General features: G+C 69.0%; 13 protein-coding genes. 4 read left to right on the top strand and 9 right to left on the bottom strand.

Annotated features, from left to right (window positions below):
- Positions 1-73 precede the first annotated feature (73 nt).
- Positions 74-436, bottom strand: a complete 363-nt coding sequence (locus tag ACIBG5_RS08415) for a nuclear transport factor 2 family protein (RefSeq protein ID WP_396390880.1) — start codon at positions 434-436, stop codon at positions 74-76.
- Positions 437-547: 111 nt separating this feature from the next.
- Between ACIBG5_RS08415 and ACIBG5_RS08410 the strand changes: the two genes are divergently transcribed.
- Together ACIBG5_RS08410 and ACIBG5_RS08405 are read left to right on the top strand one after the other, a co-directional pair.
- Entirely contained in the window at positions 548-1,342 is a 795-nt protein-coding gene (locus ACIBG5_RS08410) for a helix-turn-helix domain-containing protein (RefSeq protein WP_396390879.1), read from the top strand.
- Positions 1,339-1,845, top strand: coding sequence for a DinB family protein (locus ACIBG5_RS08405; protein ID WP_396390878.1), 507 nt, complete (start codon positions 1,339-1,341; stop codon positions 1,843-1,845). The genes ACIBG5_RS08410 and ACIBG5_RS08405 overlap by 4 nt, the downstream gene beginning before the upstream one ends.
- Positions 1,846-1,889: 44 nt before the next feature.
- Here the strand turns inward: ACIBG5_RS08405 and ACIBG5_RS08400 are convergent, their stop codons facing one another.
- Together ACIBG5_RS08400 and ACIBG5_RS08395 are read right to left on the bottom strand one after the other, a co-directional pair.
- Positions 1,890-2,861, bottom strand: a complete 972-nt coding sequence (locus ACIBG5_RS08400; protein WP_396390876.1) for a hypothetical protein — start codon at positions 2,859-2,861, stop codon at positions 1,890-1,892.
- The gene (locus tag ACIBG5_RS08395) at positions 2,861-3,376 is read right to left on the bottom strand and encodes a SigE family RNA polymerase sigma factor (protein ID WP_396390875.1); all 516 of its coding nucleotides are present in this window, start codon (positions 3,374-3,376) and stop codon (positions 2,861-2,863) included. Before ACIBG5_RS08395 ends, ACIBG5_RS08400 begins: the two co-directional genes overlap by 1 nt.
- A 187-nt stretch (positions 3,377-3,563) precedes the next feature.
- Between ACIBG5_RS08395 and ACIBG5_RS08390 the strand changes: the two genes are divergently transcribed.
- Positions 3,564-4,760 carry a hypothetical protein gene (locus tag ACIBG5_RS08390; RefSeq protein WP_396390874.1) on the top strand — a complete coding sequence of 399 codons (1,197 nt, stop codon included), beginning with the start codon at positions 3,564-3,566 and terminating at the stop codon, positions 4,758-4,760.
- Positions 4,761-4,851: 91 nt separating this feature from the next.
- Here the strand turns inward: ACIBG5_RS08390 and ACIBG5_RS08385 are convergent, their stop codons facing one another.
- The 6 genes from ACIBG5_RS08385 to ACIBG5_RS08360 form a co-directional block, all read right to left on the bottom strand.
- Entirely contained in the window at positions 4,852-5,733 is an 882-nt protein-coding gene (locus tag ACIBG5_RS08385) for a hypothetical protein (RefSeq protein ID WP_396390873.1), read from the bottom strand.
- 69 nt (positions 5,734-5,802) lie between these two features.
- Positions 5,803-6,714, bottom strand: coding sequence for a hypothetical protein (locus ACIBG5_RS08380; RefSeq protein ID WP_396390872.1), 912 nt, complete (start codon positions 6,712-6,714; stop codon positions 5,803-5,805).
- Positions 6,711-7,244 carry a SigE family RNA polymerase sigma factor gene (locus ACIBG5_RS08375; protein WP_396390871.1) on the bottom strand — a complete coding sequence of 178 codons (534 nt, stop codon included), beginning with the start codon at positions 7,242-7,244 and terminating at the stop codon, positions 6,711-6,713. Before ACIBG5_RS08375 ends, ACIBG5_RS08380 begins: the two co-directional genes overlap by 4 nt.
- Before the next feature lie 99 nt (positions 7,245-7,343).
- Positions 7,344-8,747, bottom strand: coding sequence for a diguanylate cyclase (locus tag ACIBG5_RS08370; RefSeq protein ID WP_396390869.1), 1,404 nt, complete (start codon positions 8,745-8,747; stop codon positions 7,344-7,346).
- Positions 8,748-8,952: 205 nt separating this feature from the next.
- A complete protein-coding gene (locus tag ACIBG5_RS08365) occupies positions 8,953-10,494 on the bottom strand; it encodes a helicase HerA-like domain-containing protein (RefSeq protein ID WP_396390868.1) in 1,542 nt (513 codons plus the stop codon).
- A gap of 109 nt (positions 10,495-10,603) precedes the next feature.
- Positions 10,604-11,308 carry a peptidoglycan-binding protein gene (locus tag ACIBG5_RS08360; RefSeq protein ID WP_396390867.1) on the bottom strand — a complete coding sequence of 235 codons (705 nt, stop codon included), beginning with the start codon at positions 11,306-11,308 and terminating at the stop codon, positions 10,604-10,606.
- Between the two features lie 159 nt (positions 11,309-11,467).
- Here ACIBG5_RS08360 and ACIBG5_RS08355 point away from each other — a divergent pair, with 159 nt between their 5' ends.
- Positions 11,468-11,761: a type II toxin-antitoxin system VapB family antitoxin gene (locus tag ACIBG5_RS08355; RefSeq protein ID WP_360436878.1), complete on the top strand. Its 294-nt coding sequence runs from the start codon at positions 11,468-11,470 to the stop codon at positions 11,759-11,761.
- Position 11,762 lies beyond the last annotated feature (1 nt).

The raw sequence follows: 11,762 nt of genomic DNA, 5'->3' as shown, positions 1-11,762 counted from the left end.
CCCAACCCCGCCACCGAATTACCCAAGTGTTGCCAATAGCAACGATCCGGCAAACCCTCCGCACGCGATGGGGCTAGTGGGCGGGGGCGAAATCGTGGAATCCGATCAGTCGCTGGATGCGACCGCCCTCGGTCAGGAGGACGATGTCGGTGCCGCCCGCGACGGGGTCCTGGCCTTCGGCCTTCAGGTGCCAGGTCCAGCGCAGGTAGGTGTGGTGCTCGTCGATGTCGCCGATGCGGACGAAGGACAGGCCCGGGAACATCTGCTGGGCGGCGCCGACCAGCTTGTTCAGCTCGTCGTGGCCGTTCGTCTCGAAGCTCGGGTCGACGAACGTCGCGTCCTCGGTCCAGGTCCCCGCGATCAGCTCGGCCCGGCGGTCCGCGTCGGCCTCGTTCCACATCGCGAAGTACTGCTCGGCAAGAGTCGTGCTGGTCATCGTGTTCTCCTCGGTTTCGTTCGGATGACCAGAACCTTGCCGTCGGCCGGCGATCCGGTCGATGACGTCGGAGGTAATGGCACTGTCTCTGCCACCGGTTACGGTCGAACCATGGCAGCGACGATCGAGGAGACCTTCCAGCGCCCGGTGGGCGAGCTTCTGCGCGGCTGGCGGGAGCGCCGCCGGCTCAGTCAGCTCGAGCTGGCGAACCGCGTGGAGGTGTCCACCAGGCACGTGAGTTTCGTGGAGACCGGCCGATCCAAACCGAGCCGCGAGATGGTGCTGCGGCTGGCCGAGCACCTCGACGTACCACTGCGAGACCGCAACCAGCTCCTCCTGGCCGGTGGCTACGCGCCGATCTACACCGAGTCGTCGCTGCATTCGCCGGCAATGCTCGCGATCCGTACGACGCTTCGCCGCCTGCTCAAGGCGCACGAGCCGTACCCGGCGCTCGTGGTCGACCGCTGGTGGAACATCGTCGAGGCCAACGCCGGCATCCAGCTGTTCACCACGGACGTCGACGAGAAGTTGCTCCAGGCACCGGTCAACGCCTTGCGACTCACCCTGCACCCGGACGGCCTGGCCCGCCGGATCGGCAACATCGCCGAGGTCCGCGCCGCCGCCCTCGCGAGCCTGCAACGCCAGGTCGCCGGCACCGCCGACCCCGACCTGCAGGACCTGTACGACGAACTCCGCGAGTACGCCGCGAACGACCGGCCGGTCAAGCCGGCGACGGCGGAGGTCGTCGTACCGTTCCGGCTCGTGCACAACGGGCACGAACTGTCGCTGCTGACGATGATCGCGACCTTCGGGACGCCGCTCGACGTCACGGTGTCCGAGCTGATGATCGAGTCGTTCTACCCGGCCGACGACCAGACCGCCGAATACCTGCGGACGCTGGCATGAACGAACCGCCCATCAGCGAGGCCGACACCATCGCGCTGCAGCTCGGCTGGCTCGACTACTACCGCGGCGTCATCGAGACCAAGCTGACGGGACTGAGCGATGCCGACCTGAGGTCGAGCCGACTGCCGTCCGGCTGGTCGCCGCTCGAACTGCTGCGCCATCTCGTGTACGTCGAGCGACGCTGGCTGCGCTGGGGATTCGCGGGTGAGCAGGTCGACGAGCCGTGGGGCGACTCGGGCGGTGATCCCGAGGGCCGCTGGACGGTCGGCGCGGACGAGAGCCTCGACGAGCTCCTCGGCAGACTGCACGAGGGCGGTGCGACTACGCGCCGACTGGTGACCGGCGCCGATCCTTCGGCCCTGGTCGCGGCCGGTGGGCGGTTCGGTGAGGCGGACCGCCCGACCGTGAACTGGATCCTCTTCCACGTCCTGCAGGAGTACGCCCGGCACACCGGACAACTGGACGTCGTCCGCGAACTGGTTGATGGGGTCACCGGCGAGTAGGTGATTCCGCCCGTCGCCTACTCGCCGGTGTCCCCGCGGGAGCCCTACCGGTCTGAGGAGGGGAGACCGGTGGGGAAGCTCGGCTTCGGGAGGCTCGGCTTCGTGGTCGGAAGCGTCGGCTTGGCCGGCAGGTGGATCGTCGGCTGCTGACCCGGATCGACGGTGACACCGCCGGACACCTTCACCGTCGGGACGGCCGGCTTCGGCAGGGACGGCTTGGTGGTCGGCAGGTCCGGCTTGCCCGGAACGCTCGGCTTCGGGACCGACGGCACCGACGGCTTGCCGTCCGGTACGCCGTTCACGCAGTCAGGCAGGGTCGGGACACCCTTGCCCGGCAGCGACGGCTTGACGCTCGGCAGGGACGGCTTCGCGGGCAACGACGGCTTGCCGCTCGGCAGCGAGGGCTTGGCCGTCGGAAGGCTCGGCAAGGCCGGCAACGACGGCTTTACGTTCGGCAGCGTCGGCTTCGCAGGCAGAGTCGGCTTGGCGGGCAACGACGGAAGGCTCGGCTTGCTCGTCGGGAGCGACGGCTTGCCGCTCGGCAGCTTCGTCGGGAGGACGGGCTTGGCCGGCAGCGACGGCTCGATGCTCGGCAGCGTGGGCTTCGCGGGCAGCGAAGGCTTCACGCTCGGCAGGGACGGCTTCGCGGGCAACGACGGCTTGCCGGTGGGCAAGCTGCTCGGGTCGATGGTCTTGTTCACCGAGACCTTCGGCAGCTGCGGCTTGGCCGGCAGGCAGGTCGGGTCGACCGACGGCACCTGCGGCTGCGCGGTCGGACCCACCACTGGCACCGGCGGCTTGCTGCCGCCGGCCAGCAGGTTCTTCACCGGCGCCGGTCCACCGACCGCGGCGGACACCGTCGCTACGGTTCCGGCCAGGGCGGTGACGCCCGCCGCGGCCAGTCCCCGGCGGAGCCAGGCCAGCCGCTTGCCGCGCCGCATCAGGTCGGCGGTGTCGGGCTGCCAGGGCTCCAGCTCATAGTCGAGCGCGCTGCGAATCTGCTGCTCGTCACTCATCAGTTTCCTCCAACTCCGGAATCGATCAGGTCGGGTGCCAGACGCAGCTTGGCCAGCGCCCGGGAGGCCGTGCTCTTCACGGTCCCGGCCGCCATGCCGAGCAGCTCGGCGGTCTCGGCCTCGGAGAGATCCTGCGAGTAGCGCAGCGCGACGACGGCTCTCTCCCGGACGGTCAGACCTCCGAGGGCCGAGAGCACGGCCTCCCTGGTCTGCACCTCCCCGGCGAAGTCCGCTACCGCTCGCTGGTCCCAATCGTTCTGCACCGGGTCACTGGGTACCTCGTTGTTCCAGCGCCGGCGGGCCTGGGAGAGGAACCGGTTGACCAGTACCCGCCGCACGTAGCGGAGCGGATCACCGCTCAGCTTGTGCCATTTCGGGTACGACCGCATCAACGCCTGCTGCACCAGGTCCTCGGCAGTGTGCCGATCGCCGCACAGCATCTCCGCGAAGCGGAGCAAGGGGGTCGACTGCGCCAACACGAAGCGCTCGAAATCGGCGTCCGCGGTCCGGGTCATCGATTCTCCTCTGCCTCTGTCACACCGGTCCAAACCCCCTGGGTGATCGATCGGGTTCTGTTCTGTCACGAACTCCTTCGAAGAAATTTATTCACGGTCTATACAACAGCGGTGTTTGTTTGTCACATTGGGTGAGCCGGTCCTCACGGCCGGCACACACCTTCACCGCCCCGGAGGTAACCCGCCCATGCGTATCACCCGAAGTGCCAAGCTCGCCGCCGGTCTGGCTGCGACGCTGGCGATCTTTACCGCCACCTTGCCCAGCACGGCCGCGTCGACCGATCCGGTCGCCGTCGCGGCCCAACCCGCCGGATCCAGCAACGTCCGGATCGAGGGCAGCCGGATCATCCTCGGCGACGCCCCGGCCACCATCGGCTCCACCGAACTCCGGCAGCGATCGGGTCTCGCCGAGCTCACCCCGGTCCGCTTCCCGGCCGCCACCTCGGCTGTCGTCGTCGGCTACACCTCCGGTACGCCGGACGGTTCGTCGGCGGAGGTCGACGTACGCGCATGGGTGAAGGACCGATGGTCGGAGTGGACCTCCGCCAAGGCCGGTACGCCGACCGCGTTGCCCGGTGCCAGCGACCAAGTGCAGTTGCGCATCATCGTGATTGCGCCCCCGACCGGCGCGAACCCGTGGGTCGGCGACCTCACCGTCCAGCCCACCGACAAGGCCGCCCCGAGCCGGATGACCGTCCAGGCCGCGCCGCTGCAGTCCCGCGTCTTCGCCACCCGCGAAGGACTGGTCGGCGGTACGACGGCCAACGGGCACGTCATCATCAGCCGCGACCACTTCGTCGCGCTGCCCTCGCGGCGCGGGCTGGCCGGCAACGGCTCCGGCACCTACTCGGTCAAGGTCTGTACGGCGTCGCGGTGCGCGTTCGAGCCCGTGTGGGACGTCGGCCCGTGGAACACCAAGGACGACTACTGGAACCCGAGCGCGACCCGGGAGATGTGGAAGGACCTGCCGCAGGGTCGTCCCGAGGCGCAGGCGGCGTACCAGAACGGCTACAACGGCGGGAAGGACCAGTTCGGCCGGACGGTCGCCAACCCGGCCGGGATCGACCTGGCCGACGGTGTGTTCTGGGACGCGCTCGGGATGTCGGACAACGGGTTCGTCGACGTGACGTATCTGTGGACGGGTGACGGCGGCCGCGGCACGGTCGCGATCACGTCCGGCTACCTGAACGTGCGCAACTCGCCGAACTCCAGCGGCGCGGTCGTCGGGATGGCGGGAAAGTCCGCGCAGGTGACGGTCGAGTGCCAGACCACCGGATCGAGCCTCACGGGCTCGCAGGGCACGAGCAACGTCTGGCTCCGCGTCCACAGCGGGATGTACGTCACCAAGGCGTACATCTCAGCCGGGACGTTCGCAGCCTGCTGAACGCCCAGGCCATCACAATCCCGTCCCCGACGCGACCCCGCGGCGTGCGGAGCGCGCGAGGCGGTGATTGTGATGGCCTGGCGGTTCGGGGTCAGCAGCCGTGGCTGATCTGGGCGCAGGTCTGCTCGCCCCAGACGAGCTTGAAGGTCTTCCCGTTCTTGCCGGTCAGGGTGACGGTGATCTGCAGGCCGGGCGCTGTGCCTTCCTTCCAGGGCGTCGCGGTCTGGTGCTGCATCAGCCAGTAGCCGCCCTTGATCACGGCATTCGTGGTCGTGCCGTCGGGGAACGCGTACGCGATCTTCGTGATCCCGGCGGGGAGCAGCCCGGCGGCCCAGTAGTACTCGTACTCCTTACCCTTGATCGGGATCAGGTTGTTCGCGACGGCGAACGCGTCCGTGCTGGTGGACGCCGTACCGAGCTTCGCAGGCTGCCGGATCGAGCCCTCGCCGTCATGCCGCGCGTACGCCGTGTCGCAGCCGGCCCAGTACTTGCTGTCGGCAAGGATCAGCACACTGCCCGGTGCACCGTCCAGCCGCGCGACGACCTTCGCGGAGCTCCCCGGCCCGTCGACTTCCTTCAGCCAGCCCTTGCATGCCGCCACCGCGTCCGTCGGCGGTTCCTGGACCTTCGGCGTGGGCACGACCGGCTTGACGCCAGCGGTCTGCCGTAGAGCACTTGGGGTGGCAGACGGCTGATCGCTCGGAGTGGCCAGCGGCTTGGCGGTCGGCACAACGCTTGGCGACAGGCTGGGCGAAGGAGTGCTTGGGGTAGCGGTCGGCAGCAGGCTCGGCGACGGTGTCGACAGCCCGGGCGACGGCGTGGCCGGTCCACCGCCGGCGACCGTCGTGTCGGTCGAGGACCGCCCGTTCCGTGCCATCGCCGTCCCTGCGATCGCGACACCGGCCACCGCCGCGACCGCGAGCCCACTGATCAGGATCCTGGCCACCCGGCCGTTCCGGACCTGCTCCATCATCGTTGCCCTCCACACCACCTCGGGGTTTGTCGGACTGAAGGACGCGGCGCGCGGTCCGAAAGGTTCCGCTCAGCAGCCATGGCTGATCTGCGCACAGGTCTGCGTACCCCAGTTCAGCCGGACGTCGTTCAGTACGCCGCCTGTTGCCGAGAGCAACTGAACCTGGACCCGGTCGCCCAGGTCGTGGGCACCCGGCCGGATGCTGGACAGGTGCCGCATCAGCCAGAAGCCGTTGCTGATCTCGGCATCCACGGTCTCGCCGTCCACGAAGCTGTAGCGCACGGTCGCGACACCGTCCGGCAGCAGGCCGGCCGCCCAGAAGTAGTCCCGCGGCCCGTCCACGGTGTCGACGGTGTTGTTCGCGACCGCGAACGCGTTGTTGTCCTGCAGTCCTGGCGTCTTCAGAGTCGCCGGCTTGCGAACCGACACCTCCGTGCCGTACGTGCTGTCACAAGCCATCCAGTAGCGGGTGTCCGCGATCACGATTGTCTTGCCGGCTTCATCGCTCACTGTTCCTCTGAGCTTCGCCGCCGCACCCGGTCCGGGCTCGCCGTCGGCCGCCGTTCGGCAGGTCGCGACGGTCAGCTGAGGCGATGTCCCTGGTGTGTCGGACACCTGCGGGTTGGCGCTCGGGACGGGCGCGCTGGAGTTCATCGACGGGAGCACTGCCGGCGGGCGGGGTGTGACACCGGCGAGCGAGGGCGTGTGGGTGGGTGTCGGGTGCGGGGACAACACCGGTGCGGTCGGTCCGTGGTTCGCGGGCTCGGGGGCGTTGCCCAGGTTGTCACCCCGGACCAGGAATCCGCCCGTGGCGATCGCGATCACCGCAACCGAGGCCGCCGCTGCGGTGGCGAGGACGTGGGTCCTGTGACGACGGCGCGCCCCCGCGATCACCCGGGCCGGGTCCAGCGGCTCGATGCTGCCGTCGGGTGCCAGTGCGTCCCGGACCTCGTCCTCGGGCGGCCTGCCCTTCTCGTTCATGCTCGTTCTCCTCCATAGCTACCGCTCAGCTCGGGAGCTGCCCGCAGCTTGCCGAGCGCCCGCGCATTCGCGCTCTTGACCGTGCCGACCGCCACCCCGAGGACCGCTGCCGTCTGTCGCTCGGTCAGGTCCTCGACATACCGCAGTACGACGACCGCACGCTCGCGCCTGCTCAGTGTCGACATCGCGGCGCCGATCGCGACCCGTCGGTCCACCGTGCCCGACTGGTCCGCGACGCTCAGGCCGAGGTGCGACTCAAGTTCGGCCGCGTCACCGCTCGGCCGCTCACGCCATGGGCGACGTCGTACCCATGACAGGTGCTGGTTGACCACAGCCTGGCGGACGTAGCCGAACGGGTCGGCCATCTCGATCCGGTCCCAGCGCAGGTACGCCTTCTCCAGCGCGGTCTGCACCAGGTCCTCGGCCAGCCCGGCATCGCCGCACAGCATCCGCGCGAAGTGGATCAGCCGCGCGGATCTGGCCAGCACGAATGCCGTGAAGTCGTCGTCCCGGTTCGCCGAACCCGGCATACCCTCTCCGTCCTCCGTCCCTCACCCATCAGGACGCCGTACACCGCCGAAAGGTTCTGGGAATCTTCCGGCAAAGCAGGGCCCAGGGCGGCCCCATCGTCAGCGGCGGTCGGCTGCGGAGGTGGAGCGATCCGGGCGCGCGCCGGACAGAGTCGGTGAGGGGACCGGGGAGTCGGGGCGGGGCACGTGAGCCGCCGAGCGGTCGGACGGCGTGTCCGACGGCGGCGCGAGGCGCACGGGCGGGAGGGTGTCCGCAGCCAGGCGGACCCGGTTGCGGCCGGCGGCCTTGGCGGCGTACATCGCCCGGTCGGCGCGGAGCAGGAGGTCGTCGACGTCGGCCCCGTCGGCGGGGTAGACGGCGACGCCGATCGAGATGGTCAGGAGGAAGGTGTCCGGGCCCAGATCGGGGTCGTCGAGGACGCCGGCGCACATCGCGGCCAGTGGACTGGCCGCGACCGCGTTGCGGAGCCGGTCCGCCGTGACTGTGGCCTCGTCGATGCCGGTCTCCGGCAGCGCGATCACGAACTCCTCGCCACCGAACCGGCCGATCACGTCCTTCGCCCGGATCGCACTGCGCAGGATCGTCGCGACCGCGCGCAGCGCCTCGTCACCGACCAGGTGGCCATGCCGGTCGTTGACCTGCTTGAAGTGGTCGATGTCGATCAGCAGCACCGCCATCGGCTCGCGCTGGGCCCGCGCGGTCCGCAGCATCTCCTCGGTACGACGCCGCCACCAGTCGACGCGGCTCAAGTTCGTCTTCGGGTCCGTCTGTGCCTCGGACTCCAACTGGCCGAGCAGCAAGGCCCGCTGCGCGGTGAGCGTGATCGGGATCGCGACGAACGCGAACCACGGGCTGATCAGGCACGCGGCGGCCAGCAGGCAGCCGAGCGTCGCGGCTGTGGCATCGGTGCACAGGTCGTCGATCCCGCCGACGGTCTCCCGCCACGTGCTGCCGGGGATGATCAGTGAGATCGCGAGACCGCAGAGCACGGTGTCCGTCGCGACCAGCGCCAGCGCTCCCGCGACCATGGACACCACCAGTCCGAGCCCGCTGTCTCCAGTCAGGTCGCGCGTGGCGGTGAACGTGGCGTGCGCGGCGCCGACGCCCAGCACGTGGACCGCGGTCGAGAACGCCCAGCGGTACGGGATGCACTTACCGGCCCGGATCCGCCACCAGATCCGGAGCAGGACGGCGACCAGGATCGCGAGGGCCGGGTGCAGGATCAGCGCGGCCGCGATCATCCACGCCGGCGCCAGGTCCTTGTGCAACGCTCCGCCCCGGCGGCGCCGATTCTCCACGCGGCGCGCACCCTCGACCGAGATCAGCGCGGACGCGGTCAACGCGAACACCAGGTCCACACCGCGCCAACTCGGCAGATCCGTGAACGCCTGGACGGCGTACCCGATGGCGGCGAGGTCGACGAGCACCACAACGACGAACGCCGGGACCGTCAGCGTCCACAGCGCCCAATACCGAACCGCTCGCCTACTCTGCGCAACCATTACCTCACACCGTACGACGAGTAAGCGTCTCGTCCCAATCGGCGACGGCGCGGTGCCGATGACGAGTTGGAAACGATGGCTGCATCGCTGACCATTCAGTCGTTTGATCAAGGATCACATCGGCAAAAACCCTTACAGAACAAGCAAAAGTCGGACCGTCCGGGTTCGGAATGTCTTGCCGGACGGTCCGGCCCGAACGGGAGGTTCAGCGGCGGCGGCGAGCCGAGCCGAACAGGCCCCGGACGATCTCGCGACCGGCGGAGCGGGCGAACTGTTTGAACGCGGACGAGCCGATCACCTGCTCGACCATCGACTTGTCCTGCTTCTGCGCCCGCGGCTTCGGTACGGGCTTGGCCTGCTCCTCCGCCTGGCGCTCGGCCTCGGCCTGCTCGGCGCCGGCCTGCACCTTGGCGGCCAGCATCTCGTACGCCGACTCCCGGTCGATCACCTCGGTGTACTTCGCGTTGTTCGGCGAGCCCTGGACCGATGCGGTCAGCTGCTCGGCCGTGGCCGGCGCCATCAGCGACAGCGGCGCCCGCAACCGGGTCCACGCGACCGGCGTCGGCGCGCCCTTCTCGTTCATCACCGTCACGATCGCCTCGCCGATGCCGAGCTGGGTCAGCACCTCAGCCAGGTCGTACGACGAACTCGGGAACGTCGACACGGTCGCCTTCAGCGCCTTCGCGTCGTTCGGCGTGTGCGCCCGCAACTGGTGCTGCACCCGCGAACCGAGCTGGGCGAGCACGTCGTCCGGCACGTCCTTCGGCGTCTGGGTGACGAAGAAGACGCCGACCCCCTTCGACCGGATCAGCCGCACGGTCTGTGCGATCGAGTCCAGGAACGCCTTCGACGCATCGTTGAACAGCAGGTGCGCCTCGTCGAAGAAGAACACCAGCTTCGGCTTGTCGACGTCGCCGACCTCGGGCAGGTCGTGGAACAGGTCGGCCAGCAGCCACATCAGGAAGGTGGAGAACAGCGCCGGCCGGTCCTGCAGGTTCGGCAGCTCGAGCAGCGAGATCAGGCCCTTGCCGTCGCGCTGCTGCAGCAGGTCCGCGGTGTCGAACTCCGTCTCACCGAAGAACGCCTCCGCACCCTGGTCGGCGAACCCGATCAGCGAGCGCAGGATCACCCCGGCGGTCGCGGCCGACAACCCGCCGAGCTCCTTGAGGTCGGCCTTGCCCTCGTCGCTGGTCAGGTGGGTGATGACGGAGCGGAGGTCCTTCAGGTCCAGCAGCGTCAGGCCCTGCTTGTCTGCATAGTGGAAGATCAGCCCGAGCGACGACTCCTGGACGTCGTTCAGCCTCAGCACCTTGGACAGCAGCACCGGCCCGAACGACGTGATGGTCGCCCGGATCGGGATCCCGGAGCCCTGCCCGCCGAGCGCGTAGAACTCGGTCGGGAACCCGGTGGCGTTCCACTCCTGGCCGATCGTCTTGGTCCTGGCCAGCAGCTTCTCGCTCTCCTGTCCGGGCTGGGAGATGCCGGACAGGTCGCCCTTGATGTCGGCGGCGAACACGGCGACCCCGGCCGCCGACAGCTGCTCGGCCATCAACTGCAGGGTCTTCGTCTTACCGGTACCGGTCGCGCCCGCGACCAGGCCGTGCCGGTTCACCATCGACAACGGGATCCGGACCGCCGCCTCCGGTTTCGGCTCGTCGCCGACCAGCAGCGCGCCGAGTTCGATCGCCGCCCCTTCGAACGCGTACCCCTGCTTGACGGTCTCCACGACATCAGCTGTCTCGGCCATGTCAGCGTGCCTTTCCCCGGTTGACGGGACGCACCTGCGTCCCGCTGGGCATGCTAGTGCCCCCGGGCGTGGTTGGAGAGTTATCCACACCCGGGGGCTGGGCTGTGGATCAGCGCATGACGACTACGTGGGTGGCTCCGGCGGCGAAGGTCCAGATGGCGGCCGACATCGACGCCGTGACCCGGATGCAGCCGTGTGAGGCGCGGTAGTTGGTGCCGAGCAGCCAGTCGGCGTGGATCTGCTTCCCGTTCGACTTGTACGTCGGGATCTGGTGGAACCCGATCCCGCAGGGCGCGAACCGGACGAAGTTGTTCAGGTACAGGCTCGCGCCGTCGGTGTTCTTCCGGATCCGCGCCGCCCGCCCGCACTTCGCGCCGCTGGTGTAGTTCCCAGCGCGCAGGTACGACGGGTTGTCGATGATCCCGCCCTGCCGGACGACCTTGCCGCGGGCATCGATCAGCCACACCCAGTTCTGCGTCTGGCTGATGACGATCCGCCGCCCGCTCCCCGACCGCCGCGGCACCGACCGCACGTCACACCGTTTCGCCGTCGTCGCCATCAGCCGCGAGTACGTCGTACTGTTCAGGGCACCGGACTGGCTCAGGACGTTGGCAGACTGGAACCGGACCGTGGCCGCCTGGGTCATCGCGCCGATCTTGCCGTCCACCGGCCCGGCCGTGCAGCCGAGCTTGTTCAGCCGTGTCTGAGCCGCCTTCGCCTGTGTCACCGTGAGCGCGTCGGCCGGCAGCGCCGTACCTGCCGCGACCAGCGTCAAGGCCGCTGCGGCGAGCCCGAGTTTGGAAAGAATTCGCATGCGGTTCACCCCCTTGGTCGTGGGCGAGGAACCGACGCCCACTACTCCCTCTCCGGATAGGACGTCCATCGGCACCGAAAGGTTGAGTCCCCACCCCTGTCTGTTCCGGTGACGTTCATGACCTCTCACAAGACCTTTTACCCAGCTAGACTTGGAGGGGTGATCTTCAAGCGCGTCGGGGAGGAACGTCCGTACCCGGACCATGGCCTGCAGCCGAAGGACTGGTCTTCGCTGCCGCCGAGGCAGGTGCGGCTGGACGAGCTTGTCACCACCAAGGGCACCCTCGACCTGAGCGCGCTCCTCGACGAGGACTCCACCTTCTACGGCGACCTGTTCGCGCATGTCGTCGAGTGGAAGGGTGAGATGTTCCTCGAGGACGGCCTGCACCGCGCCCTGCGGGCCGCGCTGCAGCAGCGTTTGGTCCTGCATGCCCGGGTACTGGTCGTGGACTGAC

Source organism: Kribbella sp. NPDC050241 (assembly GCF_044459685.1).
Classification (GTDB): Bacteria; Actinomycetota; Actinomycetes; order Propionibacteriales; family Kribbellaceae; genus Kribbella.
Note: the sequence above shows the minus strand (reverse complement) of the source record. Positions and strands in the feature narration are given on the sequence as shown.

What these genes read in the sequence shown, in the direction of transcription:
- ACIBG5_RS08415 (WP_396390880.1), bottom strand. Translation starts at nt 436, where the DNA reads ATGACCAGCACGACTCTTGCCGAGCAGTACTTCGCGATGTGGAACGAG.
- ACIBG5_RS08410 (WP_396390879.1), top strand. Translation starts at nt 548, where the DNA reads ATGGCAGCGACGATCGAGGAGACCTTCCAGCGCCCGGTGGGCGAGCTT.
- ACIBG5_RS08405 (WP_396390878.1), top strand. Translation starts at nt 1,339, where the DNA reads ATGAACGAACCGCCCATCAGCGAGGCCGACACCATCGCGCTGCAGCTC.
- ACIBG5_RS08400 (WP_396390876.1), bottom strand. Translation starts at nt 2,861, where the DNA reads ATGAGTGACGAGCAGCAGATTCGCAGCGCGCTCGACTATGAGCTGGAG.
- ACIBG5_RS08395 (WP_396390875.1), bottom strand. Translation starts at nt 3,376, where the DNA reads ATGACCCGGACCGCGGACGCCGATTTCGAGCGCTTCGTGTTGGCGCAG.
- ACIBG5_RS08390 (WP_396390874.1), top strand. Translation starts at nt 3,564, where the DNA reads ATGCGTATCACCCGAAGTGCCAAGCTCGCCGCCGGTCTGGCTGCGACG.
- ACIBG5_RS08385 (WP_396390873.1), bottom strand. Translation starts at nt 5,733, where the DNA reads ATGATGGAGCAGGTCCGGAACGGCCGGGTGGCCAGGATCCTGATCAGT.
- ACIBG5_RS08380 (WP_396390872.1), bottom strand. Translation starts at nt 6,714, where the DNA reads ATGAACGAGAAGGGCAGGCCGCCCGAGGACGAGGTCCGGGACGCACTG.
- ACIBG5_RS08375 (WP_396390871.1), bottom strand. Translation starts at nt 7,244, where the DNA reads ATGCCGGGTTCGGCGAACCGGGACGACGACTTCACGGCATTCGTGCTG.
- ACIBG5_RS08370 (WP_396390869.1), bottom strand. Translation starts at nt 8,747, where the DNA reads ATGGTTGCGCAGAGTAGGCGAGCGGTTCGGTATTGGGCGCTGTGGACG.
- ACIBG5_RS08365 (WP_396390868.1), bottom strand. Translation starts at nt 10,494, where the DNA reads ATGGCCGAGACAGCTGATGTCGTGGAGACCGTCAAGCAGGGGTACGCG.
- ACIBG5_RS08360 (WP_396390867.1), bottom strand. Translation starts at nt 11,308, where the DNA reads ATGCGAATTCTTTCCAAACTCGGGCTCGCCGCAGCGGCCTTGACGCTG.